The organism is Amycolatopsis sp. NBC_00345 (genome assembly GCF_036116635.1).
In the GTDB taxonomy this organism is placed as follows: Bacteria; Actinomycetota; Actinomycetes; order Mycobacteriales; family Pseudonocardiaceae; genus Amycolatopsis.
In genome coordinates this window covers 6,701,497-6,726,321 of sequence record NZ_CP107995.1, presented here as the reverse complement: position 1 = coordinate 6,726,321, position 24,825 = coordinate 6,701,497, and the positions used below count along the sequence as shown (strand labels likewise).

General features: G+C 70.3%; 27 protein-coding genes. 14 read left to right on the top strand and 13 right to left on the bottom strand.

Annotation, left to right across the window (positions count from 1 at the left end; genetic code table 11):
* Positions 1-8: 8 nt before the first annotated feature.
* Genes OG943_RS30045 through OG943_RS30035 form a run of 3 tightly spaced genes read right to left on the bottom strand, consistent with a single transcriptional unit; the run spans position 9 to position 3,532 of the window.
* Positions 9-1,547, bottom strand: a complete 1,539-nt coding sequence (locus OG943_RS30045) for an acyl-CoA synthetase (RefSeq protein WP_328604285.1) — start codon at positions 1,545-1,547, stop codon at positions 9-11.
* 16 nt (positions 1,548-1,563) lie between these two features.
* Positions 1,564-2,691: a DUF5938 domain-containing protein gene (locus tag OG943_RS30040; RefSeq protein WP_328604284.1), complete on the bottom strand. Its 1,128-nt coding sequence runs from the start codon at positions 2,689-2,691 to the stop codon at positions 1,564-1,566.
* Between the two features lie 37 nt (positions 2,692-2,728).
* Positions 2,729-3,532, bottom strand: a complete 804-nt coding sequence (locus OG943_RS30035; protein WP_328604283.1) for an SDR family NAD(P)-dependent oxidoreductase — start codon at positions 3,530-3,532, stop codon at positions 2,729-2,731.
* 167 nt (positions 3,533-3,699) lie between these two features.
* Here OG943_RS30035 and OG943_RS30030 point away from each other — a divergent pair, with 167 nt between their 5' ends.
* From OG943_RS30030 to OG943_RS30020, 3 genes are all read left to right on the top strand, one after another.
* A complete protein-coding gene (locus tag OG943_RS30030) occupies positions 3,700-4,335 on the top strand; it encodes a TetR/AcrR family transcriptional regulator (protein WP_328604282.1) in 636 nt (211 codons plus the stop codon).
* A gap of 213 nt (positions 4,336-4,548) precedes the next feature.
* Positions 4,549-5,583 (top strand): Dyp-type peroxidase, encoded by a 1,035-nt coding sequence (locus OG943_RS30025; protein ID WP_328604281.1) that lies wholly within the window; start codon positions 4,549-4,551, stop codon positions 5,581-5,583.
* On the top strand, positions 5,580-6,377 hold the full coding sequence (locus OG943_RS30020; RefSeq protein ID WP_328604280.1) for a family 1 encapsulin nanocompartment shell protein: 798 nt from the start codon (positions 5,580-5,582) through the stop codon (positions 6,375-6,377). Before OG943_RS30025 ends, OG943_RS30020 begins: the two co-directional genes overlap by 4 nt.
* 23 nt (positions 6,378-6,400) lie before the next feature.
* Here the strand turns inward: OG943_RS30020 and OG943_RS30015 are convergent, their stop codons facing one another.
* Together OG943_RS30015 and OG943_RS30010 are read right to left on the bottom strand one after the other, a co-directional pair.
* On the bottom strand, positions 6,401-7,009 hold the full coding sequence (locus OG943_RS30015) for a hypothetical protein (RefSeq protein ID WP_328604279.1): 609 nt from the start codon (positions 7,007-7,009) through the stop codon (positions 6,401-6,403).
* Between the two features lie 79 nt (positions 7,010-7,088).
* Complete coding sequence (locus tag OG943_RS30010) at positions 7,089-8,501, bottom strand: FAD-dependent oxidoreductase (RefSeq protein WP_328604278.1); 1,413 nt, start codon at positions 8,499-8,501, stop codon at positions 7,089-7,091.
* 221 nt (positions 8,502-8,722) lie between these two features.
* On the opposite strand from OG943_RS30010, the gene OG943_RS30005 reads away from it, so the two are divergent.
* From OG943_RS30005 to OG943_RS29995, 3 genes are all read left to right on the top strand, one after another.
* Entirely contained in the window at positions 8,723-9,289 is a 567-nt protein-coding gene (locus OG943_RS30005; RefSeq protein ID WP_328612185.1) for a M15 family metallopeptidase, read from the top strand.
* Between the two features lie 224 nt (positions 9,290-9,513).
* Positions 9,514-11,001: an alpha/beta fold hydrolase gene (locus OG943_RS30000; RefSeq protein ID WP_328604277.1), complete on the top strand. Its 1,488-nt coding sequence runs from the start codon at positions 9,514-9,516 to the stop codon at positions 10,999-11,001.
* A gap of 227 nt (positions 11,002-11,228) precedes the next feature.
* On the top strand, positions 11,229-11,759 hold the full coding sequence (locus tag OG943_RS29995; protein ID WP_328604276.1) for a DUF4232 domain-containing protein: 531 nt from the start codon (positions 11,229-11,231) through the stop codon (positions 11,757-11,759).
* A 52-nt stretch (positions 11,760-11,811) separates the two neighbouring features.
* On the opposite strand, the gene OG943_RS29990 is transcribed toward OG943_RS29995, so the two are convergent.
* Positions 11,812-13,008, bottom strand: coding sequence for a glycosyl hydrolase family 8 (locus OG943_RS29990; RefSeq protein WP_328604275.1), 1,197 nt, complete (start codon positions 13,006-13,008; stop codon positions 11,812-11,814).
* Between the two features lie 338 nt (positions 13,009-13,346).
* Between OG943_RS29990 and OG943_RS29985 the strand changes: the two genes are divergently transcribed.
* A complete protein-coding gene (locus OG943_RS29985) occupies positions 13,347-14,201 on the top strand; it encodes an ion transporter (RefSeq protein WP_328604274.1) in 855 nt (284 codons plus the stop codon).
* A 32-nt stretch (positions 14,202-14,233) separates the two neighbouring features.
* Here OG943_RS29985 and OG943_RS29980 read toward each other — a convergent pair whose 3' ends face one another.
* Positions 14,234-14,830 (bottom strand): TetR/AcrR family transcriptional regulator, encoded by a 597-nt coding sequence (locus OG943_RS29980; RefSeq protein WP_328604273.1) that lies wholly within the window; start codon positions 14,828-14,830, stop codon positions 14,234-14,236.
* 53 nt (positions 14,831-14,883) lie between these two features.
* Between OG943_RS29980 and OG943_RS29975 the strand changes: the two genes are divergently transcribed.
* The gene (locus OG943_RS29975; RefSeq protein WP_328604272.1) at positions 14,884-15,777 is read left to right on the top strand and encodes an NADP-dependent oxidoreductase; all 894 of its coding nucleotides are present in this window, start codon (positions 14,884-14,886) and stop codon (positions 15,775-15,777) included.
* Here the strand turns inward: OG943_RS29975 and OG943_RS29970 are convergent.
* Complete coding sequence (locus OG943_RS29970; RefSeq protein WP_328604271.1) at positions 15,744-16,967, bottom strand: MFS transporter; 1,224 nt, start codon at positions 16,965-16,967, stop codon at positions 15,744-15,746. The two genes, OG943_RS29975 and OG943_RS29970, sit on opposite strands and share 34 nt — an antisense overlap.
* A gap of 81 nt (positions 16,968-17,048) precedes the next feature.
* On the opposite strand from OG943_RS29970, the gene OG943_RS29965 reads away from it, so the two are divergent.
* Positions 17,049-17,504 (top strand): winged helix-turn-helix transcriptional regulator, encoded by a 456-nt coding sequence (locus OG943_RS29965; protein ID WP_328604270.1) that lies wholly within the window; start codon positions 17,049-17,051, stop codon positions 17,502-17,504.
* Here OG943_RS29965 and OG943_RS29960 read toward each other — a convergent pair.
* Positions 17,501-18,478, bottom strand: a complete 978-nt coding sequence (locus tag OG943_RS29960; protein ID WP_328604269.1) for a GlxA family transcriptional regulator — start codon at positions 18,476-18,478, stop codon at positions 17,501-17,503. The two genes, OG943_RS29965 and OG943_RS29960, sit on opposite strands and share 4 nt — an antisense overlap.
* Before the next feature lie 259 nt (positions 18,479-18,737).
* On the opposite strand from OG943_RS29960, the gene OG943_RS29955 reads away from it, so the two are divergent.
* The 3 genes from OG943_RS29955 to OG943_RS29945 all read left to right on the top strand — a co-directional run bounded on the left by OG943_RS29955 (position 18,738) and on the right by OG943_RS29945 (position 19,999).
* Positions 18,738-19,442: an ANTAR domain-containing protein gene (locus OG943_RS29955; protein ID WP_328612184.1), complete on the top strand. Its 705-nt coding sequence runs from the start codon at positions 18,738-18,740 to the stop codon at positions 19,440-19,442.
* 15 nt (positions 19,443-19,457) lie between these two features.
* Entirely contained in the window at positions 19,458-19,583 is a 126-nt protein-coding gene (locus OG943_RS29950; protein ID WP_328604268.1) for a hypothetical protein, read from the top strand.
* 179 nt (positions 19,584-19,762) lie between these two features.
* A complete protein-coding gene (locus tag OG943_RS29945; protein WP_328604267.1) occupies positions 19,763-19,999 on the top strand; it encodes a hypothetical protein in 237 nt (78 codons plus the stop codon).
* A 125-nt stretch (positions 20,000-20,124) separates the two neighbouring features.
* Here OG943_RS29945 and OG943_RS29940 read toward each other — a convergent pair whose 3' ends face one another.
* The 3 genes from OG943_RS29940 to OG943_RS29930 all read right to left on the bottom strand — a co-directional run bounded on the left by OG943_RS29940 (position 20,125) and on the right by OG943_RS29930 (position 22,698).
* The gene (locus tag OG943_RS29940) at positions 20,125-20,364 is read right to left on the bottom strand and encodes a hypothetical protein (RefSeq protein WP_328604266.1); all 240 of its coding nucleotides are present in this window, start codon (positions 20,362-20,364) and stop codon (positions 20,125-20,127) included.
* Between the two features lie 167 nt (positions 20,365-20,531).
* A complete protein-coding gene (locus OG943_RS29935) occupies positions 20,532-21,878 on the bottom strand; it encodes a ricin-type beta-trefoil lectin domain protein (RefSeq protein WP_328604265.1) in 1,347 nt (448 codons plus the stop codon).
* A gap of 424 nt (positions 21,879-22,302) precedes the next feature.
* Positions 22,303-22,698: a winged helix-turn-helix transcriptional regulator gene (locus OG943_RS29930; RefSeq protein ID WP_328604264.1), complete on the bottom strand. Its 396-nt coding sequence runs from the start codon at positions 22,696-22,698 to the stop codon at positions 22,303-22,305.
* Between the two features lie 89 nt (positions 22,699-22,787).
* On the opposite strand from OG943_RS29930, the gene OG943_RS29925 reads away from it, so the two are divergent.
* Positions 22,788-23,444 carry an NAD(P)-dependent oxidoreductase gene (locus OG943_RS29925; RefSeq protein WP_328604263.1) on the top strand — a complete coding sequence of 219 codons (657 nt, stop codon included), beginning with the start codon at positions 22,788-22,790 and terminating at the stop codon, positions 23,442-23,444.
* 68 nt (positions 23,445-23,512) lie between these two features.
* On the opposite strand, the gene OG943_RS29920 is transcribed toward OG943_RS29925, so the two are convergent.
* On the bottom strand, positions 23,513-23,917 hold the full coding sequence (locus OG943_RS29920) for a winged helix-turn-helix transcriptional regulator (protein WP_328604262.1): 405 nt from the start codon (positions 23,915-23,917) through the stop codon (positions 23,513-23,515).
* Positions 23,918-24,030: 113 nt separating this feature from the next.
* On the opposite strand from OG943_RS29920, the gene OG943_RS29915 reads away from it, so the two are divergent.
* Positions 24,031-24,780 carry an SDR family NAD(P)-dependent oxidoreductase gene (locus tag OG943_RS29915; protein ID WP_328604261.1) on the top strand — a complete coding sequence of 250 codons (750 nt, stop codon included), beginning with the start codon at positions 24,031-24,033 and terminating at the stop codon, positions 24,778-24,780.
* Positions 24,781-24,825: the final 45 nt, after the last annotated feature.

Sequence of the window (24,825 nt, the reverse complement as noted above, 5' to 3'; positions counted from 1 at the left end):
GGCGACGGTCAGCGGAACTGCTCCAGCAGCCGCGCCTTGACGTCCGTCTTCAGCACCTTCCCGACCTTCGACCGCGGCAGGTCCGGCCAGACGAGCACCGTCTTCGGCGACTTGACGCTGCCCAGCCGCTCCTTCACCAGTGCGCGCAGCTCGTCCGGCGACACCGTCTGTCCACTGTGGAGCTTGACCACGGCGGTCACCTGCTCGCCCCACTTCTCGTGCGGCAGCCCGACCACGGCGCAGTCCTGCACCGCCGGGTGAGTCATCAGGGCCTGCTCGACTTCGGCGGAGTAGACGTTGAAACCACCGGTGATGATCATGTCCTTCGCCCGGTCCACGATGTACAGGTAGTGCCCGGCGTCCAGGTAGCCGATGTCGCCCGTGTGGTGCCAGCCGTGCTCGCTCACGGCCTTGGTGGCGTCGGGATCCCGGTAGTAACCCGGCATCACGAGCGGGCCGCGGACCACGATCTCGCCGCGTTCGCCGGGCGGCAGCAGCGCGCCGGACTCGGCCATGATCGCGACCTGCGTCAGCGGCGTCGGCCGTCCGGCGGAGGTGAACCGCTCGCGGGCGAGCGAGCCGTCGGCGTGGAAGTGCTCGGACGGCGCCAGGGTCGAGATCATCATCGGCGCCTCGCTCTGCCCGAACAGCTGGCCCAGCACCGGCCCGATCCGCGTGATCGCCTCCTCCAGCTTGGTGGCCGACATCGGCGCGGCGCCGTACCAGAGGCACTGCAGCGACGACAGGTCCGTCTTCGCCAGCTCCGGTTTGTCCAGCAGCAGGTAGATCAGCGTCGGCGGCAGGAAGCTGTGCGTGACGCGGTGCCGCTCGACCAGCGTGAGGAACTCGCCGAGGTCCGGCGCCGGCATCACCACGATCTCGCCGCCCAGCGCCATCACCGGGAAGCACAGCACTCCCGCCGCGTGTGTCAGCGGCGCCAGCGCCAGGTACCGCGGCCGCCCGGAGAACGGGTAGCTCATCAGCGTGAGCGCGGACATCGTCTCGACGTTGTGCCCGGTGAGCACCACGCCCTTGGGCCGCCCGGTGGTACCGCCGGTGCCGACGAGCATCACCACGTCGTCCGGCGGTTCGGCTTCCCACGGCCCGTCTTCGAGCCCGTCGAGCCAGTCCGGCATCGAGACGGTGCCGGGGATCGAGCCGTCGAGGCAGACCACCGTGGCCAGCTTCGGCAGCAGTGGCCGGATCCGGGAGACGAGCGGTGCGAACGACTCCTGCACGAGCAGGCAGGTGCAGTCGAACAGGTCCAGCAGCTCCGAGTTCTCGGCCGCCTCGTTGCGCGGGTTGACCGGGCACCACACCGCGCCCGCCCGGCTGATGCCGAACACACAGCCGAACGAGACGGGGTCGTTCCCGGACAGGATCGCGACCTTGTCGCCCGGCCGGACACCCGAGCGCGCCAGCGCCCGCGCGACCCGCCAGGACAGCTCCCGCACGTCGCCGTAGCTGAAGGACGTGCCGGCCATGGTGAGGCAGGGCGCTCCGGGGTCCAGGGAGGCGCCCTTGTCCAGATAGTCGCTCAGTCGCACCGCTCGTCCTCCCGCCTCAGGCGTGCACGGTCAGGACCGGGTTCGACACCAGGCCGAAACTCCGGAGCACGCCGAGCAGCTCCCGGTGCCCGAACGCCTGGCAGGCGGAGGCGAACCCGGCCTGCTTCGGCGGCTGCTGCAGCAGCGAATACGCGGCGTAGGCCTGCATCAGCCCGGTCTGCTTGTAGTTGCAGGTGCCGTGGATGACGCAGTGCGCGCGGCCCAGCGGACCGGACGCGTGCACCGAGTCCAGCGACGTGTTGAGCCGCTGGTTCTCCCGCGGCGGCATCTCGTCGCGCACCGCGGCGGCCTGCTCGTGCAGCACCTTGATCTTCTCCGCCTCGGGCAGGTCCTTCACCTGCTCCAGCACGGCCGCGACGATCTGCGGCACGCCCTGCATCAGCGCGCGGTCGAAGACGCCGCCGAGGGCCTTGACGTTCGCCACCCGCGGGTCGCGCTTGAACCACACCGGGTGCGAGGTGCCGCCCCAGGGCAGCGCCAGCCCGACTTCGTGATAGCCGGGCACGACGACGTCCTGCGGGCCGCCGTCCGCGGGCCACGGCTGGTACTCGTTCTGCTCCAGGTAGTACGCCGAGGAAAGCGCGGCGTTGACCAGGATCGTCCTCGTCGAAGCGACGGTGGGGTAACCCTTCCAGAACACCAGGATGTCCAAAGTGTCCAGTCCGGGCGTCTCGAGGCAGAGGTTCGCCGCGATCTCGCCGGTGGTGTACATCTGCGCGACGCCGGGCGAGAGCAGCAGGCCCTGCTCGGCCATCCGCGCGCCGTACTGCTCCTCGGCGGTGATCAGCCAGTCCTGCTCGCCGGTGGTGTCGAGGTAGTGCGTGCCGGTGCGGGCGCAGGCCTCGACGACCTCGTGGCCGTACTCGCTGAACGGGCCCACGGTGTTGCAGACGACCTTGGCGTCGGCGAACAGCTCGCTCAACGGCTCGACTTCGTGCGCGACCTCGACCACCTCGTGGTCCACGGTGTCGAGGCCGGGGATGTGGTCGAGCGTTTCCTGCAGCCGGGCCTTGTCGCGGCCCGCGGCGATGAAGGGGACGTTGTACTCGCGGAGGTACTCGCAGATCAGCCTGCCGGTGTAGCCGGAGGCCCCGTAGACGACAACGGGCTTGGCGCTGCTCATGAATCGGCCTTTCGGTAGTGGTGTTCGAGGAGCCCGGTCACATGCCCATGCCGCCGTCGACCGGCAGGCCGGCGCCGGTGATGAAGCGGGCGGCGTCGGAGGCGAGGAACACCACCGCGTCGGCCATGTCGGAGACCTCGCCCAGTCGCCCGGCCGGCGTCTGCGAGACGACGGCGCCGATCGCGTCCTCGACGCTGGGGAACAGCCCGACGTCGACCACGTCCTGCGCCAGCTGGCTGCCCATCTGCGTGGGCACGAGGCCGGGGTAGACGCAGTTCACGCGCACGCCGTAACCGAGCTTCCCGGACTCCATCGCGGCCACCCGGGTGAGCCGGTCGACGGCCGACTTGGTGGCGGAATAGCCCGCGATACCGGGGAAGGCGATGATCGCCGCGACCGACGAAATGTTCACCACCGCGCCGCCGGCCCCCGCCGCGCCGCCCGGGCGCATGGCGCGGAAGGCGTGCTTCACGCCGAGCGAAGTGCCGAGCACGTTGACCTCGAGCATCTTCCGCACGCCGGCCGGGTCGAGGTCGGCGACCAGCCCGGTGATCTCGACGCCGGCGTTGTTCACCACGATGTCCAGCCCGCCCAGTTCGGCGACGACCTCGGTGACGGCCCGTTCCCAGTTCTCGTCGTCGGTGACGTCGAGCCGGACGAAGCCCGCGGTGGCGCCGGTCTGCTTGATCGCGTCGGCCGTCGCGCGGCCCAGGTCTTCCTGCACGTCGCCGATGACAACGGCGGCACCGGCCGCCGCGAGGGCTTCGGCCATTCCGGCCCCGAGGCCCTGCGCTCCACCGGTGACCAGCGCTTTCCGCCCGGTCAGGTCGTACGAAACCATCAACATCTCCTCCTTGAGACAGGCCCCGATTGCGGCGTGGCTCACATCATCAGCGAAATTTGGACGATCGTCAAGATTTTCTTGGACAGTCGTCAAGATTTTGTGCGACGCTAGACTGCGAGGGGTCCGCGGAGTGCGTGGACTCCCCGAGCCGACAGGAATCCGTGGTGACCGAGGCGAGAGAACGGATCTCGCGCCGCAGCGTGGACAAGTTCGCCCAGCGGCGCGCACAGCTGGCGGAGTCGGCGCTCCAGGCGCTCTCCGAGCTGGGTTATGCCCGGACAAGCCTGCGGGAGATCGCGCAGAAGTCCGACTTCTCCCACGGCGTGCTGCACTACTACTTCGCCGACAAGGTCGAGCTGCTGACCTACGCGGTCCGCCAGTTCGAGGAAGTCTGCGTCACCCGTTACGACGACGTCGTGGCCGCCTCGCACTCCGCCGCCGACCTCAAGCGGGGCTTCGGCGCCGCGATGGCCGGCACCCTGCGCGCCGACGCCGTGATGCACCGGCTCTGGTACGACCTGCGCAACCAGAGCCTGTTCGAGGAGTCCTTCCGCGCCGACGTGCTGGACATCGACGAGCAGCGCGAGGCCATGGTCTGGCGGGTGGTGGAGCGCTACGCCGAGTTCGCCGGCGTGCCCGCGAAAGTCGCCCCGCCGGTCGCGTACGCCACCTTCGACGGCCTGTTCCAGCGGGCCCTGCTCCAGCACCTGGCGGGCCAGGAGGGCGTCGCCGAAGACCTCGAGCAGAGCGTGTCGCGCCTGCTGGAACTGCTGGTCTGCCCGGGTTCCCCGGCCGTGTGAGTGAGCCGGGCCGAAACCGGGTACCCGGTTGCTAATCCGACCGAAAGTAGGCGGATACGGTCCGCAGCCGACATGCTCGACGAAACCCTTTCCGCCGTGGCTGCCGTCGGATTAGCAACTGACGGCGCAGTACGATGCGGATCCAGTGTTGAGGTGACAGAAGGGGCGTGTGGGGCTGATGGCGCGCGGTGTGACGGCGTTGCGGGGTTCACGGTGACCGCGGCGTCGGCGGACCTGCCGCCCGAGCCGCAGGACGTCGTCGGGCCGCTCACCCGGGCGGCGATCTTCCTGGTGGTGCGGGTGAATGACGGCGCCGAGGACACGGTCAAGGACCTGCTGACGGACCTGCCCGGGCTGCAGCGCTCCGTCGGGTTCCGGTCGCTGACCGGCGGCCTGTCCTGCGTGACCGGCATCGGCTCCGCGGCGTGGGACCGGCTCTACGGCGGGCCGCGCCCGGCCGAGCTGCACGAGCTGCCCGTGTTCAAGGGTGAGCGGCACGAGAGTGTGGTCAGCCGCGCCGACCTGCTGTTTCACCTGCGGGCCGACCGGATGGACCTGTGCTTCGAGCTGGAGACGCTGATCATGGCGCGCCTCGACGGCGCGGTGACCGTGGTCGACGAGGTGCAGGGCTTCCGCTACTTCGACGCGCGCGACGTGCTGGGCTTCGTCGACGGCACGGAGAACCCGACCGGCCGCGGCGCGAGCGAGGCCGTGCTCGTCGATGACGACGGGGACTTCGACGGCGGCAGCTACGTCGTCGTCCAGAAGTACCTGCACGACATGACGGCGTGGAACGCGCTGTCCACCGAGCAGCAGGAGCTGGTGATCGGGCGGCGCAAACTGTCCGATGTGGAGCTTTCGGACGAGGAGAAGCCCACCGACTCGCACATCGCGCTGAACGTGATCACCGACGAGGACGGCAACGAGCTGGACATCCTGCGCGACAACATGCCGTTCGGGCGCCCGGCGTACGGCGAGTTCGGCACCTACTTCATCGGCTACGCCAAGTCGCCCGCGGTGATCGAGCGGATGCTGGAGAACATGTTCGTCGGGTCGCCGCCCGGCAACCACGACCGCATCCTCGACTTCTCGACGCCCGTCACCGGAGCGCTGTTCTACGTGCCGACCGCCGGGTTCCTGGAAGACCCGCCGTCCCCGTCTTCCCCGCCGGAGCCCGAAAACGAGCCGCTATCCGAAACCGATGCGTCACTCGGCATCGGCAGTCTGCGAAGGAGTGCCCGGTCATGAACAACCTGCATCGCGAACTCGCCCCGGTCTCCTCGGCCGCTTGGTCGGAGATCGAGGAAGAGGCCCGCCGCACGTTCCGCGAGCTGGCCTCCGCGCGCCGGGTCGTCGACGTGGTGGTGGCCGGTGACCTGTCGCTGTCCGCCGTCGGCACCGGGCACCTGGACCAGATCGAGTCGCCGTTGTCGGGGGTTCAGGCGCGGCTGCGCACGGCCCAGCGGATCGTCGACCTGCGGGTGCCGTTCACGGTCAGCCGCGACGCCGTCGATTCGGTGGAGTGGGGCGCGAAGGACGCCGACTGGCAGCCGGTGAAGGACGCCGCGCAGAACATCGCGTACGCCGAGGACCGCGTCGTGTTCGACGGTTTCGCCGACGCCGGCATCGACGGCATCCGCCCGGCTTCGTCGCTGAGCCCGGTCGCCCTGCCCGCCGAGGCGAGCGCGTACCCGCGCGCGATCGGCGACGCGCTGGCCGAGCTGCGTGCGGCGGGCGTCGTCGGCCCGTACGCGGTGCTGCTGAGCAAGGCCGCCTACACCGCCGCGATCGAGGCGGCCAGCCACGGTTATCCCGTGATCGACCACCTGAAGCAGATCATCGACGGCGACATCATCTGGACCCCCGCCATCGAAGGCGCCTGTGTGCTCTCGACCCGCGGCGGCGACTACGAGCTGCACCTGGGCCAGGACCTGTCGATCGGCTACCTCGGCCACGATTCGTCCACTGTGGAGCTTTACTTCCACGAGACGCTCACCTTCCTGGTGAACACCGCCGAGGCCGCGGTCGGCCTGACCGTCTGACCGTCTGACCGCCTGAGCGGGGCTTACGGGCGCTGGACCGGGCAGCTCGTGGCGCTCCGGTACGCCGCGCCGATGGTCTCGGAGGACTGGGCCGCGTCGTAGAGCTCGCCGCCGTCCGGATGGATGCCGGCGAGCAGCGCGTTGGCCTGGTCGAGGCGGGCGGTGACGTCGGCGTCCGAGCCCGCCGCGCCCTGGTCGAACAGCGCGGTGATCTTCGGCGCGGCCGAGTCGACGGACTGGCGCAGGCGGGTGGCGATGTCGTCGACGTCGGCCAAGCCGGTGTGCGGGATCGAGTCGACGGAGGTCACCGCGCTGCGGACGAGCTGTGCCGAACTCTGCACCCGCGAGGCGAACCCGCTGGGGTCATCGTGCGGCGAGCCGGCGAAGACCAGCGGGGCCGTGGAGATCGAGGTGGTGGTCAGGCACATCAGGAGGGCCCAGCCACGCGGGTCGGGGCTTGCCTCGGCCGCGGACACCGGCGGCGCGGAAACGGAAGACACCTGCGGCGGCGCGACCGAGGACACCGGCGGCGTCGACGGCGCGTCCGCCGCCGGCGTGCTCCCGCTCCCGCAGCCACTCAGCAGGGCGAGGGTGACCAGGCACGATCCGGCGACCATCGATTTGCCGCGCATGGCCGTTCTCCCGATTCGAAGGCGTCAGTGTGCCCGGATCCTAAGCGGCGCGAGCGGGGATCGGCCCCGGCTGTCCGGATCATGCCGCGGGTTCGGGACGGCGGGTCCACGTGATCCACAGCGCCCGGGCCACCGTGGCCGGGCGGGCCAGTGAGTTCGGATGAGCCAGCATGGTGATGACCCGGCTCAGGCGCTCGTCGGTCCGGGCGTCGGTCAGCGACGCCGTGAACAGCCGGCCGGTGAGCCAGCGGATGAGCCGGTAGCCGGGCGGGTAGGGCCCGTCCACGTGGGGGAGTTCGAGGTCGGCGAAGGTGGAGATCTGCCAGGCGGCGTCGACGATGATCCGCACCCGGTCGAAGTACGCCTTGGCCGGCTCGCGCAGCGACGGCTCGGCCCGCAGGTAGGCCGACAGGCAGGAGGCGTGCAGGGCGGCCGAGGTCAGGCCCTGCCCGTAGACCGGGTTGAACGAGGCGACCGCGTCACCCGTGGCGATCAGGCCCGCGGGGAACCGGCGCAGCTTGTGGAAGTCCCGCCGCCGGCTGTCGGCCTGGTGGTAGGTCAGCACTTCGCCGATCATGTCCGCGCGCTCGGCGATGTCGCCGAACACCGGCGGGAAGTCCCGGCGGCACCGGGTGACGAAGTCCTGCCGGTCGCGGCCCGGGCGGTCGTCGCCGTAGCCGGACACCAGCATGATCCAGCGGTCGCCCTCCACCCGCAGGACGCCGCCGATCCGGGCCGCCCCGTCCGGGGTGACGTCGGCGCCGGCCTGCGAGGTGACGCTGTAGAAGTCGGTGATGCTCTCGTCGTAGCGGAACAACGCGGTGGCGTAGTTGAGTTTGATCGGCATCCGGCGCATCGGCGGGCGCTCCCAGCCGGCGCCTTCCAGCCAGTCGCCGAGCCGGCTGGACCGGCCCATCGCGTCGACCACGAGCTCGGCCTCCACCGTGACCGGCTCGCCGGTCCCCTCCGGCTGGTAGCTCACGCCGCTCACCCGGTCCCCGTCGAAGACCAGCCCGTCCACGCGGCCGGTCACCTGGCGGACGTTCTTGATGGCGAGCGTCCGGCGGCGCACCTGCTCCTCCAGGAACGGCCGGGTGCTGAGCAGGAACAGCGGCTCCCGCGCCTGCGGCCGGGCGGCGCCGCTCATGAACCTCCGGGTCAGTGAGCCGTCGGACGGCGGGATGAGCGCGCCGCCCGCGACCGCCTCCGCGGTGAACCCGGGGTACCACCGCTCCAGCTGCACCGCCCCGGCCGGCAGCAGGGCGTGCACATGGCCGCCCTGGGGCACACCCGGCCGTGGCTCGCCGTCCGCGCTGTCCCCGTCGCGCTCCACGATAAGGACTTCGTCGGCGTGCTCGCTCAGCACCCGCGCAGCCATCAGCCCGGCCACGCTCCCGCCCAGCACCACCGCCTGCCGGATGAACACACGGCCGGGCCCGGGCGGTTCTCCGGTGCTGAGCTCGACGAATCTGCGTGCCGCGGTACCCGCCACGTCGTGACCCCCTTGCCAGTCGAGGCGGCACTCGCCTACCGGTAGTCAAGACGAGCGCAAAACGTGAAAGACATTCCCACTCCAGGGTAACCGTCGGCCGCCCGATCCGGTCAGCTCTCGGACGCCACTGAGCGAGGCGCTGCTCGGCGCTTGAGCTGTTACCAGGCGAGGACGGTCACCTGACGGTCCGGGGATACGGCGGCGGCACTCTGGCCGGGGTGATGATCAACGCGGGGTTGTCGAGAAAGCGTTACCGGGTAGTGCTTTCCGGGCTCGCGGGAGTGCTCGCCGTGGTAGCGCTGGCGGGGTGCTCCGACAGCTCCGACAGCTCTGCCTCAGTGTCCGGTGACCCCGCCGTCGAGGATGGGGGCGCGCCGGACGGCCGTGAGCTGACGCCGTTCGACACGCAGTACCCGGCGGTCGGGAAGCTGGATCCCGCGCTGCTGCACGCGGTCCAGCAGGCGGCGGCGGACGCCCGCGACCGCGTCGAATTCCTGATCAGCTCGGGCTGGCGCAGCCAGGCGTACCAGCAGCGCCTGCTCGACGAGGGCGTGGAGAAGTACGGCAGCCTCGAGAAGGCGCGGCGGTTCGTCAGCACCCCGGAGAAGTCGGAGCATGTGTCCGGCAAGGCGGTGGACATCGGTCCCACCCGCGCGGATGACTGGCTGATCCAGCACGGCGCCCGCTACGGCCTCTGCCAGGTCTATTCCAACGAGATGTGGCACTTCGAGCTGCTCACCACCCCGGGTGGCGACTGTCCCGCCAAGCTGCCCGACGCGGCGGGCTAACGGGGCTACGCGCCGAGAGCGAAACCGCCGCCGACTCGACGCGAATCGACTGTGACCGTGGTCACAAGTCGACCGGACGAGAACCTGGCGCCGTTCCCCGCCGACTTTCCGGACGAGTACACCGCGGGCCGGACCGGCTGCGGGGTTTCCCCGGGATCCGTTGGCGCGCAGGCCATTTCCCGTGGCCGAGTCGTCGGCGCGCGGGTTCATTCGAGGAGTGTGGCATGTCCCTTCACAAGGTGGCGGCGGTGGTGAGCGTGGCGTTGGTGGCCCTCGGGCTCGCCACGCCGGCCGACGCGGCGGCATCGCCGTTGACCTGGACTCCGTGCACGCAGCTGGCGGCGTCGTGGCCCAAACAAGCCGGTACCAGCGCGGAGTGCGCCATGGTGACCGTGCCGGTCGACTACGCCCAGCCGGACGGGCGGACCATGCAGATCGCGGTGGACCGGATTCCCGCGTCCGACCCGGCGCACCGGCGCGGGGTGCTGGTGCTGAACCCGGGCGGGCCGGGCGGCACCGGCGTCTGGATGCCCGAGCTGATCCGGACCAGCAAGCTCGCCGAACTGGCCAAGTACTACGACCTGGTCGGCTTCGACCCGCGCGGCACCGGGTACAGCGCGCAGGTCGACTGCCAGGCGCTGGGCGGCCAGCCGGAGCAGCGACCGGGTCAGTCCGAAAAGGACTATGCGTTCGAGGTGATCCACTGGCGGGCCACCAAGTACGCCGGCTGCGAGGAGCAGGACCCGGGGCTCGCCAGCAGTCTCGGCGCGGTCACGATGGCGCGGGACGTCGACCGGATCCGGGAGGCGCTGGGCGAGCCGAAGATCAGCTACTTCGGCGTCTCCTGGGGCACCGCGCTCGGCGCCGCCTACCGCAGCCTGTTCGACGAGCACGTGGACAAGATGGCCATCGATTCGGTGCTGCCGCCGGAGATGGACCTCGATCAGTTCGAAGGTCAGGAGACGAAGGCGCTCGACGCGAACGCGCACCGGTTCGCCGGCTGGATGGCCCAGCGCGACGCCGTGCTCCACCTGGGCGCGACGGAGGAGCAGGTGGTGGCCACCGAGCACGCGATCATCGACGAGCTGACGGCCCATCCCCGCGTGGTCGACGGGGGCACGCTGAACGGGACCTGGGCGCAGAACCAGGCGGGGTCCACCTCGCCGGGCTGGGGAGCGGCCGCCTCGGCTCTGGCCGCGGTGCACGCCGGGAAGGACCCCGCGCCGTCGGCGCAGGCCGGGAAGCCGGCCGCGGACATGCTCGGCTGGGAGGAGAAGCGTCCGTACACGATGAACCGGTACGTCCAGCACGCGGTCAACTGCGCCGACACCACGAGCAGCCGTGATCTGGACCAGGTGTGGCGCAACTTCGAAGCGCTGCAGGCGCGCTACCCGCTGGCCGTCGGCGACGCGCCGATCTACGCCGGCAGTTGCGTGGACTGGCCGTATACCGGGAAGAACATCGACTACCGGCCCGGCCGCAGCCCGTTGCAGATCATCGGGCACCGCTACGAATCCGTGACGCCGTATGAAGGCGCGTTGGAAATGCAGCAGCGGATCGGCGGCTCGGTCCTGTCGGTCGGGGACGACGTGCATACCTCGCTGGCCCAGATTCCGTGCGCCAGCAAGCTGGTCACGTTCTTCGAAAACGGGCGGCCGATCACGGACAGCTGTGACGGCGCACCGATTCCGGAGCCCAAGCCCGTGCCGTGACGCGGGTTCGTCAAGGCGGTCCCGTGCCGGTGTGCCCGAAAGACCCCTGCAGGATCAAGACGTCCGCGGACACTCAGGGTTGCTTCCGTGGGGCTAATCCCACTTATGGCGGTAATCCGATCAGGGGCGGGGCATATTCACGGAAGAGCGCGCCGCGTGCTGAAAGAATCACCGCCGGTCGCGCGGCGGGCGGATCGTCCGCTCGCCGAACAGGAGGAACACTGACCATGACCATCGGACTTCGCCACCTCGCCGCCGTGGCCGCGATCGCCGGTGCCACCGCGGTTTTCGCGGGCGCCGGGACGGCGTCCGCGATGCCGACCGACTACCGCTGCACCGCCGGGCAGGTGGACACCACGCTGGTGCCCGGTGACCCGGGTGCCGGCCAGCGGTACGCGTACGTGCAGTTCACCGCCAAGCCCGGGGTGAGCTGCAACTTCCAGGGCGCGCTGCCCCTCACGCTCGCCGGTGCCGACGCCATCACCGTGACGCCCTCGACCGAGGACGCGCCGCTGGTGACCATCGACGCGGGCCAGTCGGCCACGATGTTGTTGCACTGGACCGGGATCGAGGCGCCGGAGAACCAGGTGACGCCCTCGAGCGTCACCGTCACCGCGCCCGGCACCACCGACCCGCGTGGCGTGGACTCCGACCCGCAGATCACGCTGCCGTGGAACCAGGGCCCGCTCGACGCCTCCGTCGACACGCACAGCCTGGACGTCGGCGCCGTGACGGCGGGCGCCGCTCCCGTTCGCTGATGATCGGCCGTGGGGCCCGCCGCCGATCGGGCGAGCGGGCCCCACGCGCGTTTCACGGGGTCCAGTAGTTCCCGGACATCACCACGTACACCAGCATCTTCACGGTTTCGCCGTAATACGTGTCGCCGTACGGGTTCTTGGCGAGGTAGTTCCACAGCGCGTCGGTCCAGGCCTGGTCGCCCGCCGCCATCGCCGCGACGCCGACCGGGTCGTTCGCGACCTCGGACTGGTCGTCGGTCTGCGTCGGCGTGCCGTCCAGCTTGGTGTGCGGGTAGATCTTCGCCGGGTCGCCGCCCGCGTGGCTCTTGTAGCTCGCGGACTCCTTCTTCGCGACGTTCGTGGCCACAGCGCCGCCGTACACCAGCGCGTCGGTGCCCATGTGCCACGGCACGCGCACGGAGTTGTAGCCGACGATGTTGTCCGGCTGGTTCTCCATGTAGTCCGGGGGCGCGGGCTTGGGGCTGGTCTTGTCGGCGTTCACCACGAAGTCCGACAGCAGGTTCGCGTCCGGCGAGTACTTCGCGGAGAACTCGGTGATCACGGCTTCGGTGCGGGTGAGGACCTTGGCCCAGTCGTGCGCGGTGTCGTACTTCGCGAACGCGCGCAGGTGGTCGAGCATGAAGTCGGACGGGCGGGTGTCGGTGTCCGGGCCGTCGTCCTCGCACTTGAGGTGGCCGTCCGGGGCGATGTCGGCGGCGTACAGCTTGGCCAGCCAGTCCTTGGCCGCGGCGGTGTAGCCGCCCCACTGCTTGTCGGCCAGTACGAGGCCGTAGCCGACGTCGAGGTCGCCGTCGGTGGCCGAGTCCGGGGTGCCGCCGTCGGCGTACTTGCAGGACTTGCCGTCGATCTTCCACTGCATCATGCCCTGACCGTCGCGGTGGTCCTGGACGACCTTCCAGAACCCGTCGAACTCCGCCTTGGCGTCGGCGTCGTAGCCCGCCATCAGTGGCACGATGTTCATGCCGTAGCCCTGTGCCTCGGAGACGGTGCCCTTGTTGGGCGCGTCGTCGGTGGCGTAGACCAGATAGCCGCCGCAGGCCTGGCGCAGGTAGGCCTTTTTCCAGGAGTCGTACTGCTTCTTGACGGCGGCGTCGCGGCTGTCCGCGCTCGCGGACGGCAGCACGCCGGTCTTGTAGGTGACGTGGGCCGGGAACGGGTGGGCGAGCGTGGCGGCCTGTGCGGGGCTCGCCACCACGGACAGGGACACGGCGGTGGCGGCCAGCAGGGCCGCCTTCCGGGGAGAGCGCATGCGGTGGTCTCCTTGTTAGTAAAGATTCCTAACGAGGCGGCGTGACGAAAAGAATGTGGCCGGTCGCCCTGCGCTGTCAAGTACGGGTTTCCCGCGGCGGCGCCCGAAGACCGCCGGTTAACGGACATTCGGGGCCGCGGCCGGGCTGCGAGAGGGCTGCGGCCGGGTGGCGACAGGGCCGCGACCGGGCTGTGGCCTGGCTGCTAGAGCGCCGCGACCGGGCCGCGAGAGGGCCGTGACGGGGCCGGGCCGGGCGCCGTGTCGCGCGGCTGGCGCCACCGTGACGTGCCATGATCGGGCCGGCACCGCGTCGATCCCCGTTGATCACTGGAGAAGGCATGACCACCACCCGCCGGCGGGAGCACGAGCTCAACAGCGGGATCCTCCCCGGCAACGTGCACGTGGACGACTGGGTGATGTTCGCGCTCGCCCTCGTCTCGGTCGGGGTGCCGGTGTACATGCTGCTCACCCCGCAGACCTGGGACGTCGGGCGATGGCTGTTCACCGTCGACTGCGTGGTGTGCGGGATCTTCCTGCTGCACTTCCTCTGGCGCTGGCGCAAGGTCGGCTGGCGGGGCGCGTTCATCATGCGCAACTGGTACGAGGTGTTCGCGATGATCCCGATCGCGCACCCGACCTTCGTCGCGCAGCACCACGTGCTCGTGGTGGTCCTGCTGCTCATCCGGATCGGCCGGGGCGCGGACCGCGCCGTGGGCGAGCAGTTCACTTACCGGCTTGTCGACAAGCTGTCCGAGCCGATCGTGCGCGCCATCAAGAAGCCGATCACCGTCGCCGTGCTGGACGAGGTCGTGAAGGTGCTGGAGACGGGCAACTACCCGGAGAACCTGGCGAAGTCCTTGAACGAGAACAAGGTCGAGCTGCGGTCCATCATCACCGAGAAGCTGTCGGAGGACCCGCAGCTGGGCCGGCTCAAGCGGCTGCCCTTCCACGACGAGATCGTGCGCGCCGCCGTGGACACGTCCTTCCGGGTGCTGCTGGAAGTCCTGCTGGACCCCCGCATCGACGACTTCTTCTCTTCGGTCGTCCGCGAAAACCGGGAGCAGATCCGCCGCGCGGTGGAACTCGGCCTGAACGACGTGGACGACGAGCCGGACGAGGCCCTCCTCCGCACCCGCACCCAACGCTCGGCGGTCCACGAGTACGACGTGAACCACCCGAAGAAGGACTCGTGAGTGTTTAGGACGGTTAGAACCGTCCTAAACACTCACGAGACCTTTGCCGGTCGAGCCGGGCAGGCGACCGCCCAGGCCGCCTCGATCATCCGGAAGATCTCGTCCACCGCGGCCTGCGGGTCGGCCGCATCGCGGGCCAGTGAATAGGCGTCGATCACGAACCGGGCGATGGTCTGGGCGGCCGTGGTGGTCAGTGACAGGCCGGGGTCGGCGGCCATGGCCGCTGCCAGCGACTCCGCGTGACGCAGCCGCATCGACTCCTCGTACTTCCGCAGGGCCGGTGACCCGTCGATCATGCGCCACACCGGGTCGGCGTCGTCCGCCGCGCAATGTCGCACCAGGGCGTGGATTTCGCGGCGCAGCGCGGGGATCAGCGGCTCGTCCGGCGCTCGGTCGGTGACCGCCTGCGTGAGGCCCAGCTCGAAGTCTTCGTCCTGCTCGAACACCAGGGCCTCTTTCGAGGCGAAGTGGGAGAAGAGCGTGGTGACGGCGACGTCGGCCTCGGCGGCCACGTCACGGATGCCCACCGCGTCGTACCCGCGTTCCGCGAAGAGCCGCAGGGCGGTGTCGGCGATCTTCTGCCGGGTCGCGGCCTTCTTGCGCTCACGGCGTCCGGGCGGCGTGGTCATGCGTTGACACTACCAGATGCAAAACGCTAACGGTTAGTGCTACGTTCGAAGGCATGAAGAGAGTGAGCTTCGCCGAGTTCGGCGGACCGGAAGTCCTGCAACTGCTCGATGCCGAGGAGCCCCACGCGGGCCCCGGCCAGGTACGCATCGCCGTGCGGGCGGCGGGCGTGAACCCCGTCGACTGGCGGGTCCGTGAAGGCCAGGTCCTTGGCGCCCATCCGACCGTGCTGCCCTCCGGGGTCGGAATCGACGCGGCCGGGGTGGCAGACGAGGTCGGTGAGGGCGTCGAAGGGATCGAGGTCGGCGACCACGTGTTCGGTGAAGGGCTGAGCACGTACGCCGAATTCGCCGTGCTGACGGCCTGGGCCCGGATGCCCGAGGGCCTGACGTTCGAAGAGGCGGCCGGGTACCCCTCCGTGGTGGAGACCGCGCTGCGCCTCATCCGCGAGGCCGGTGTGCGGCCCGGGCAGACGCTGCTGGTCAGCGGTGCGTCCGGGGGCGTCGGCTCGGCGGTGCTGCAGATCGCCCGCGACCGCGGCATCACGGTGATCGGCACGGCCGGGGCCTCGAATCAGGACTACCTGCGCGACCTGGGTGCCGTCGCCACGACGTACGGCGAGGGCTGGGTCGAGCGGGTGCGCCGGCTCGGGCCGGTCGACGCGGCTCTCGACCTGGCCGGCTCGGGTGTGATCCGCGAGCTCGTCGAGCTGACCGGGGATCCGCGGAAGGTGATCTCCATCGCCGACCTCGGTGCGCCGGAGTTCGGCGTCCGATTCTCCGGCGTCGCCGGGAGCGTGCCGGATGCGCTCGCCGAGGCCGCTGTCCTTATCTCACAGGGAAAGCTCCACATCCCGGTTGAGAAGTCGTACACGCTCGCCGACGCCGCGCAGGCGCACGTCGACAGTCACGCCGGTCACACGCGCGGGCGCCGGGTCATCGTCGTCTGAGCCGTTTCCCTTGCGGCTACACGGTTCGGCGTTGGGATGACGCGGTCGATCGTCCAGACAGCGAGCGCGGCCACCGCGTAGAGGCCACCGGCGATGCTGACCGCCGCCCAGCCGCCGGTGGCGTAAACGGTGGTCGCGGTGATGGCGCCGAGTGCGCTGCCGACCGAGTAGAACACCATGTAGCTGCCGATCAGGCGGCTGCTCGCGGCCGGCTGGGTGGCGGTGATCTGGTTCTGGCTGGTGACGTGGACGGCTTGGACGGCGGCGTCGAGCAGGACGACGCCGAACACCAGCAGGGCCAGGGAGTACTGCGCCTGCCCGGTCGCCGCCCATGATCCGATCAGCACGACCAGGGCCACGGCGGTCACCGCGCCGCCGTGGCCACGGTCGGACCAGGCGCCGGCGCGGGCCGCGCCGAGTGTTCCGGCGAGGCCCGCGATTCCGAACAGGCCGATCTGGGTGGTCGAGAGGTGCCACGGCGATCCGCTCAGTGGCAGCGAAATCCCGCTCCAGAGCACGCCGAACGAGGCGAACAGGAACAGGGTCAGCACCGCGCGGACCCGGAAGACCCGGTTGGTCAGGGTGAGCACGCCGACCGAAGCCAGTGCTGTGACATAGGTTCGCGCCGGGTCGGCCACCGTTCGCTTCTCGGCCGGGAGCCTGGTGAAGGCCAGTGCGGCCAGCGCGAGGGAGAGCACCGCGGTGCCGAGGTAGACGGCGCGCCAGCCGGCCAGGTCCGCGACGGTCCCCGAGACGGTGCGGGCCAGGATGATCCCGATGACCACCCCGCTGGTCACGGCGCCGATGTTGCGGCCGCGCTCGGCCGGGTCGCTGATGGCGGCGGTGTAGGCGACCACGACCTGCACGACGACGGAGAAGAACCCGGCGACCAGCAGTCCGGTCAGCAGCAGGGCGCGGTTGGCGGAGAACCCGGCCAGCCCGGTCCCGGCCGCGGTCGCGGTCAGCAGGCTCACGGTCAGCGTCCGCCGGGAAACCAGGTCCCCCAAGGGAAGCAGGACGACGAGCCCGAGCAGGTAACCGGCTTGCCCGGCGCCGACCACGAGGCCGAGCTCGGGGGTGGGGATGGACAGCTCGGTGCCCAGCCGACCGAGCAGGGGCTGGGCGTAGTAGACGTTGGCCACCGCGACCGCGCACATCGTCGCCAGCAGCACTTTCAGCGACCGATCCATGGCCGTCCCCCTCGTCTTGGTTGTAGATTGAAACCGAAGTTAGGGCATTTGGTTTCGAAATGCAACCGATTGGAGCGGTGAGTGAGCCAACGACGGGACTGGACCGACCCGCAGTGCCCCGTGGCCAGGGCGGCGGACCTGATCGGCGACCGGTGGTCGCTGCTGATCGTGCGTGACGCCTTCGACGGCGCGCGCCGGTTCACGGAGTTCCAGCGCAGTCTCGGGATGGCGCGCAACATCCTCAGCGACCGGCTCCGGACCCTGGTGGACTCGGGGATCCTGGCCTCGGTGCCCAACGCGGCCGGCACCCGGGCCGAGTACCGGCTCACCGAGCGCGGCCGCGACCTGTTCGGCGTCATCGTCAGCCTGCGCCAGTGGGCCGAGCGCAACGCCTTCGCCGACGGCGAGGCTCATTCCACGCTGATCGACGACTCCACCGGTCAGGCCGTGCCGGCCGTGCGGGTGCTCGATCGTGACGGGGCCACCCTCGACAGCGCCGCCACGCACGTCGAGCGCGTGCCGTCAACGACCATTTAGGACTGTCCTGATCGGACCAGTTCCTGGTGCTCCGGGTTGCGGAAGGCCGTCCGGTAGGCCTGCGGACTGGTGCCCACCACGCGTTTGAACCGTTCCCGGAACGCGGTGACCGAGCCGAAGCCCACCTGGTCGGCGATGCGGTCGACGGAGTGGCCCGTCGCCTCCAGCAGGTACTGGGCCTGGCGGACGCGGGCGCGGTGCAGCCACTGCAGCGGCGTGGTCCCGACCTGCTCGCGGAAACGGCGGTTCAGCGTCCGCGTCGACATCCGGGCCTGCATCGCGATGTCCTCCAGTGTCAGGTCACGCGCGGTGTTGTCCTCCAGCCACAACAACAGCGGCTCCAGCACCGAACCCTGCGGGGCCGGCGGCTGCTCGTGGACGATGAACTGCGCCTGGCCGCCTTCGCGCTCCAGCGGCATCACCGAAAGGCGCGCGCAGTCGGCGGCGACGGCCGAGCCGTGGTCGCGCCGGATCAGGTGCAGGCACAGGTCCAGCCCGGCCGCGGCGCCCGCCGAAGTCAGGAACTGGCCGTTGTCGACGTAGAGCACGTCCGGGTCGACCTCGATCTCCGGGTGGCCCGCCGCCAGCGCCGGGGCGGCGAGCCAGTGGGTGGTCGCGCGCCTGCCGTCGAGCAATCCCGTTGCGGCCAAGACAAAAGCGCCCGTGCAGATGGACGCGAGGCGCGTGCCGCGGGCGGCCGCCGTGCGCAGGGCGTCGACGACTTCGCCGGGCACGGGCGCGGCCGGGTCCGCGCAGCCCGGCAGGATGATCGTGTCCGCCTCGGCGAGCGCGGCCAGGCCGTGGCGCGGGGTGAGGGTGAACGCCTCGGACTCGACGGTCGGCGTCACCGCGCAGACCCGCACCCGGTACGGCGTGCGCCCGTCGGGCAGCCGGGTGCGGGCGAACACCTCCAGCGGGGTGGCCAGGTCGAAGGCGATGAACCCGTCCAGCGCGAGTACGGCGACTGTGTGCATGGCCGTAATTTACCCACACAACGGGTTCTCGCCAAGCTAGTCAGATCGTAAAATACCTGGTCAGAGTGGCTGGCGAGAATCCGTTGAAGAATGGCAGTCGGGCCAGGCGTCCACCGTCGAAACGTCACCTCCGATGGCGCTCGGGGGACGGTAGGATCCCGGCTGGATCCGTTGAGCGAAGCAGCGGCCCTGTGAGACCGGGGCACCGTGCCGCGGAAGAGGCGCGGGAGGAATCGGCGTGGCGACGAGCGGAGACCACATGGCCGAGCGGCTGGACGAGCTGACCGCGGCGATGGCGGACCTGACCGGCACCCTGGAGGCCACTCCCGAAAACGCCGAGGTGTTCGAGGCGATCTGCGGTGAGGCGGCCACGGTGATCGAGGGGGCCGACCTCGCCAGCATCACCCTGGTGCGCGCGAGCGGTCCGGAGACCGCCGCGTGGACCCACGACACGGCCTACGTACTGGACCAGGCGCAGTACGCCGCCGGTGACGGCCCCTGCCTGCGCGCCGCGGCGACCGGCGAGGTGGTGCGCGTGAGCGTGAGCACCGCGAGCGAGCAGTGGCCGGCGTTCACCGCGTCGGCGAAGGAAAAGGGCGTCGGCAGCTACCTCGCGGCCCCGTTGTGGGTCGACGAGCAGCTTTCCGGCGCGGTCAACCTGTTCGGCTACGGCGCCCACGGGTTCGAGGAACTCGACACCAAGGTGCTCCGGCTGTACACGGTGGTCGTGGTGTCCGTGCTGCGCACCGCGCGGCGATACCAGCGGGCCCAGCAACTCGCCGAGAGCCTCGACGCCGCGATGCGCAACCGCGCCGTGATCGAGCAGGCCAAGGGAATTCTGATGGCTGTGCACCGGATCGACGAGGAGCAGGCCATGCGCCGGCTCATCGCCGAGTCGCAGAACACGAACGTGAAGCTGCGTGAGGTCGCGGCCCGCTTCGTCCGCGATCTCACCGCGGGGTAGCCATTGTGGACGGTCGTGGGCCGGGTCCTCGCCGTGCTCCGCGCGAGTGCCGCCGGGTCCGGCGCCGCGAACGGCGGGCTGGTGGTCGGCAGTGTGGCCCGCGTACTCGTGGCCGTGATGGTCCCGGCCGTCAACCGCTGAACGGGTGCACGGCGGGGCGACGGGAGGTCGACACGGGGGCATCCGGCAGGAGTAGGCTGGCCTCCTCGTTCCGTTGGTGCGCAAGGGTTGTGTTCCCGGCGGGGACGGGGTGTCCGGGCCGCTCCCGAGGCAGACTGGGCAGGGCCGGGAGCCGAGTCACAGTGGGAGTCGCGAACGTGATGGACAGCAGGCAGCAGGTGCAGCCGTGCCGACGGCTGGAATGCGCGGAGCCGCCGTTGTGGCGCGGGCTGTGCCCCGCGCACTGGAGCCGCTGGCAACGCGGCCTCGACGCCCTCGAACTCCCCGACGACGACGTGCCCCCGCCGCCGGCCCAGGTGTGGTGGCCGCCGGAACGGCCGCACAGCCTGCCGTTGAGCAGCCGCGTGCTGCCGAACTCGGGCGGCACCGGGGCCTAGCGCCTTCTGTCTCCGGCTGGTTTGCGCCCCAATGTGGCGTTCGGTGCGTTGGACGCACCGAACGCCACATTGGGTGCGTTAGGCGCAACCAATGCCACATTGGGGCGCTCGGGGCCAAGCCGGGCTCAGCGGGTCCGGGGGATCCGGACGTCGTTCGCCAGCATCCGCTGCAGCCGGGTGCGGCTCATCCGGTGCAGCATCTCGCCGAGGTCTTCCGGTGCGATCCGGCCTTCGAGATCACGCCGGGTCACCCGCACCACTTCGGCGACGGCCGACGCGGGCAGCCGTCCGGAAAACTCGCCGGTCAGCCAGAGGCCGACCTCGCCGACCGTGTCCTCCACAGGGTGGTGGCTCATGACGGTCATCGCGCTCCTCGCTTCTCCTCGCCGGGTGCAGGGCCGGGGAAGCCGGCCCTGACTTGGGTCCGACGGCCCGCGTCGCGGCTCATGACGGGGAAAACGAGGAAAAACCGGTGGGGAGCAAGGAAAAAACTCCCCACCGATCAAGCCTTTCCGGTGGGTTACTTACCGGCTCACAACGTCCACTGTTGGTTCGAGGCCGCGGTGCAGGTCCAGATCTGCAACGGCGTGCCGTCGGCCGAGCTGGGGCCGGTGGCGTCGAGGCACTTGCCGGAGCCGGCGTTCACCAGCTCGTTGCTGCCGTTGTGGGTCCACTGCTGCGCGGCGGTGCCGTTGCAGTCGTAGATCTGCACCTTGGCGCCGTTCGCGGTGCCGGCCGAGGCGACGTCCAGGCACTTTCCGAGCGCCTGCAGTGTGCCGCCGGTCGAAGTCCACGACTGCGCGCTCGTGGCGTTGCAGGTGTAGAGGTCAACCTTGGTGCTGTTCGCGCTGCTCGCGCCCGCGACGTCGACGCACTTGCCGCCGTAGCCGGTGATCTGCTTGCCGCCGGTCGGCGGGGGCGTGGTGCCGCCGCCGGAGATGGCGTTGAAGATCCGCGAGTACGCGTAGCCGGTGGCCTTGTCGTAGTCCTGGACCTCCCAGAACGACAGCTCCTGGACGCCGTTCTGCGCGGCGAAAGTCTCCAGCTGCTGGGCGTCGGACTGGCTGAACGGCGCGCCGTCGTCGTTGTTGCCGGCGATCGGCGTGAGGCCCATCATCCCGTACGCCGCCGAGGTCGAGATCCCGTACAGGCTCGCCAGCTGGCCGGCGGTGGCCCGCGCGGCCGAAAGCGCGTCGCCGAGCACCGGCTGGCCGTCGTAGAAGTCCATCACCATCAGGTTGACGACGCTGACCTTGAGACCCTTGTTCTTGGCGTCGCGCAGGATGTCCAGCTGTGTGCCTGGCAGGCCGTCCGGGGCGACGGCGAGGGTGTAGTCGACCTGGACGCTCGAGTTCTGCTGCTGCAGCGCGGCGAGCGCGGAGTTGCGGCGCTGGTTCGCCGCGGTGTCCTTGATCGTGTCCTCTTCGATGTCGAAGTCCAGCCGCGGCGTGCCGTAGGTGTTGACCACGTTGGCGTACGCGGCGGTCAGACTGCCCGTGTCCGTGCAGGTCTGGGCGATCTCGCCGCCCTGCGCGCCGCCGAACGACGGGATCACGTTGCCGCCGGCGGCCTGCAGTGAGCTGATCTGCGACTTGAACGAGCCGACGCCGGTGCCGTTCGCCTCCCACAGCTGGTTGCAGCCGGACGACGGGGTGAGGAACGCCAGCGTGTAGAACTTCGTGCCGGTGGCGCTCTGGTCGGCGGCCATGTCACCGATGTCCGAGTCGCTGACCTGCAGGTACGGCGCCGAGTAGTGGGCGGGGAAGGCGCCGCCGGCCTGGGGCGCGGCCTCGCTCGCGCTGGGGGTGAGGGTGAGCGCGACGCCGGCCACGACCGGCAGGGCCGCGACGGCGAGCGCTCTGAGCTTCGAGATACGCATGTCCGTGATCTCCAGGGGAAGTCGGGGAGGGGAGAGCACGGCGGGCCGCGGCGGCCGGGTCCGGTTCGCGGCCCGGCCGCCGGGTCAGCCGAGGGCATGCCGAACAGACCCGGGGCCGGAGTTCAACCCCGCGGTGGCGGCTTCGTCGTCGCGTACGCGTGGGGCATCGCGCCCATGGCCGAATCGAAAACGGCATGGCCGAAAAAGCGAGCCGGCAATTTCGGGGGCGATGGGGAGGGGAGTTATCTTGCCGACTTATTCTGTGTTGTGAAGAAAGTTATACCCGCTCGTCCCGGCCGGGGCAACGGATTCACCCTGCTGGTCCAGACCACCGTCAGGAGGTTTGTTCGCGCTGGTCAACCGGCCGTGCCCGCTTTGTCCGATAAGCTGAATCGGCGTGTCCCGCTGAATGGGGCGTGCCTATTCAGGGGGTATTTTGATTCGCGTGGTCGTAGGTTTCCTGTGACGCTGACACGCCGCCGAGGTGGGTGATCGACCATTCTTCCAGTGCGCGCAGTGGCTCACGCAGGGTGCGGCCTGCTTCGGTGAGCTTGTACTCGACGCGGATCGGGACTTCGGGGTAGACGGTGCGGTGCACGAGCCCGTCCCGTTCGAGTCCGCGGAGGGTCTGGGTGAGCATCTTCTGTGAGACGCCCTCGATGCGTCGGCGCAACTCGGAGAAGCGGGCGCTGCCGTCCCAGAGGGCGCCCACGATGAGCACGGTCCACCGGTCGCCGATGCGGTCCAGGATCTGGCGGGTGGGGCAGTCCGCGCGGTAGGGGCTGCCGCCGAGCACCGACCAGGGCTGAGTGGTTACCACAAAGTGCCTTCTTCCCGTTAGAGAGTTGCACTCATACGGTAAGCGCAGTGCGTCGCCCGACGCCACCCGTCACCCAGAAAGGGCATCTTGTGTCTCGTTTCACCGTCATCGGCGGCACCGGTTATGCCGGCTCGGCCATCGTCACGGAGGCCGCTGCCCGCGGTCACCAGGTCACCGCACTGAGCCGCTCGCTGCCCGACGCGCCGATCCCGAACGTCACCTACGTCCAAGGCGACGCCACCGACGAAGCAGCACTTTCGGCAGCCATCGAGGGCGCGGAAGCCGTGGCGGACGCGATCGCCCCGCGCGGCCCGCTGGCCGGCCACGCCCGCGAAGTCCACCGCACCATCGCGCGCCTGGCCGATGCCGCGGGCGTGCGCCTGTTCATCGTCGGCGGCGCCTCGTCGCTGCGCCCGGCGCCCGGGGCGGGCCGCTTCGTCACCGACCCCAGCCACCTCAGCCCCATCCCCGCGGAGCTCCACGACGAGATCCGCGACGGAGCGGCGTTCATCGTCGAGGACCTCCCGGCCACGCCCGCGACGCTCGACTGGGTCTACGTCAGCCCGCCGCTCAAGTTCGGCGCCCATGCGCCCGGCGAACGACTCGGCCGCTACCGGCTCGGCGACGACGTCTCGGTCGCGCCTGAGGACGGCGGCGCGATCTCCGCCGCGGACTACGCCCTCGGGTTCGTCGACCTGATCGAAAAGGGCGAGCGCCACCGGGAACAGGTCAACCTCAGCCACTGAATCTCGCCCACTGAACCTCGACCGCGGAGAGCCGCACCTGCCGTATGCCCGGCCGAGGCGCGCACGGGTCAGCGGCGATTGGCCGTCGCGGGCGGGACCGGTGGGTCGGCGTCGTAGGCGGTCTGGGCCGCCTGGATGACCGGGGTGTGGTCCGCGACCCAGGTGACGAGGCTGCGCAGCCGCGGGGTCAGCTCGGTACCCAGGGCGGTCAGCTCGTAGGTGACCTGGATCGGCACGGTGGGGGTCACGATGCGGGTGACGAGGCCGTCGCGGGTCAGTGCCCGCAGAGTCTGGGACAGCATCTTCTCGCTGACCCCGCCGACGCGCCCGGCCAGCTGGGAGAAGCGGTGCGGCCGTTCGTCCAGCGCGGCGAGCGCCAGCATGGCCCACCGGCTGGTGATGTCGCCGTAGATCGGCCGGACCGGGCAGTCGGGGGCGAAGACGTCGCTCGGGTCGGTGACCGGTTCGCCCATGGTGGCGAGCTTACCGGTGGGGACTTACCGCCAGGTATGTACTTACCGGCAGTGAGTCCCCTCGGTTAGCGTCGCCCGGTCCGGCACCCAGCCCGTGAGCAAGGAGTCAGCCAGTGGTGGATCTACAGGGCCGTGTCGCGGTCGTGACCGGCGGCGGAAAGGGCATCGGCCGAGGCATTTCCGCCTGCCTCGCCGCCGCCGGGGCGGCGGTGGTGGTCAACTACGCCACTGACCGTACGAGCGCGGAGCAGACCGTCGCCGGCATCCTCGCCAAGGGCGGCCGGGCCGTGGCCGTGGCCGGCGACGTCGGCGCTCCTGACGGCATCGACCACCTGTTCACCCAGGCCCACGCCGCCTTCGGACCCGTCGACACGCTGGTCAACAACGCCGCCGTGTTCGCCTACGCACCGCTGTCCGACATCACCCCCGAGGAGTTCGACCGGCACTACCGGACGAACGTGCTGGGCGTGTTCCTCGCCTGCCGGGCCTTCGTCGCCCAAGCGCCCGGCACCGGCGGGTCGATCATCACCATCGCCACCTCCGACATCACCGCCAACCAGCCCGGCTCGGCGCTCTACACCTCCACCAAGGGCGCGGTCGCCACGCTGACCAGGAGCCTGGCCAAGGAACTGGGCTCCCAGCGCATCCGGGTCAACGCCGTCGCGCCCGGCGCCACCGACACCGAGGGCTCCCGGGGCCTCGGGCTGATCACCGACGACAACGTCGCCCGGGTCGCCGCCATCACCCCGCTCGGACGCCTCGGCCGGCCCGACGACATCGGCCCCGTGGTCGCCTTCCTCGCCTCCGCGGACGCCGGCTGGGTCACCGGCGACGTCCTCTACGCCTCCGGCGGACTGCGCTGAGCCGCACTTCTCCTTGGCACTGAGCCAAAAAACCGGCGGCACCAC

Bases quoted from the DNA above. Each gene is read 5' to 3' on its own strand.
- OG943_RS30040 (WP_328604284.1), bottom strand. From the start codon at position 2,691: ATGAGCAGCGCCAAGCCCGTTGTCGTCTACGGGGCCTCCGGCTACACC.
- OG943_RS30035 (WP_328604283.1), bottom strand. From the start codon at position 3,532: ATGGTTTCGTACGACCTGACCGGGCGGAAAGCGCTGGTCACCGGTGGA.
- OG943_RS30020 (WP_328604280.1), top strand. From the start codon at position 5,580: ATGAACAACCTGCATCGCGAACTCGCCCCGGTCTCCTCGGCCGCTTGG.
- OG943_RS30015 (WP_328604279.1), bottom strand. From the start codon at position 7,009: ATGCGCGGCAAATCGATGGTCGCCGGATCGTGCCTGGTCACCCTCGCC.
- OG943_RS30005 (WP_328612185.1), top strand. From the start codon at position 8,723: ATGATCAACGCGGGGTTGTCGAGAAAGCGTTACCGGGTAGTGCTTTCC.
- OG943_RS30000 (WP_328604277.1), top strand. From the start codon at position 9,514: ATGTCCCTTCACAAGGTGGCGGCGGTGGTGAGCGTGGCGTTGGTGGCC.
- OG943_RS29995 (WP_328604276.1), top strand. From the start codon at position 11,229: ATGACCATCGGACTTCGCCACCTCGCCGCCGTGGCCGCGATCGCCGGT.
- OG943_RS29990 (WP_328604275.1), bottom strand. From the start codon at position 13,008: ATGCGCTCTCCCCGGAAGGCGGCCCTGCTGGCCGCCACCGCCGTGTCC.
- OG943_RS29985 (WP_328604274.1), top strand. From the start codon at position 13,347: ATGACCACCACCCGCCGGCGGGAGCACGAGCTCAACAGCGGGATCCTC.
- OG943_RS29980 (WP_328604273.1), bottom strand. From the start codon at position 14,830: ATGACCACGCCGCCCGGACGCCGTGAGCGCAAGAAGGCCGCGACCCGG.
- OG943_RS29975 (WP_328604272.1), top strand. From the start codon at position 14,884: ATGAAGAGAGTGAGCTTCGCCGAGTTCGGCGGACCGGAAGTCCTGCAA.
- OG943_RS29970 (WP_328604271.1), bottom strand. From the start codon at position 16,967: ATGGATCGGTCGCTGAAAGTGCTGCTGGCGACGATGTGCGCGGTCGCG.
- OG943_RS29960 (WP_328604269.1), bottom strand. From the start codon at position 18,478: ATGCACACAGTCGCCGTACTCGCGCTGGACGGGTTCATCGCCTTCGAC.
- OG943_RS29955 (WP_328612184.1), top strand. From the start codon at position 18,738: ATGGCCGAGCGGCTGGACGAGCTGACCGCGGCGATGGCGGACCTGACC.
- OG943_RS29945 (WP_328604267.1), top strand. From the start codon at position 19,763: ATGGACAGCAGGCAGCAGGTGCAGCCGTGCCGACGGCTGGAATGCGCG.
- OG943_RS29940 (WP_328604266.1), bottom strand. From the start codon at position 20,364: ATGACCGTCATGAGCCACCACCCTGTGGAGGACACGGTCGGCGAGGTC.
- OG943_RS29935 (WP_328604265.1), bottom strand. From the start codon at position 21,878: ATGCGTATCTCGAAGCTCAGAGCGCTCGCCGTCGCGGCCCTGCCGGTC.
- OG943_RS29920 (WP_328604262.1), bottom strand. From the start codon at position 23,917: ATGGGCGAACCGGTCACCGACCCGAGCGACGTCTTCGCCCCCGACTGC.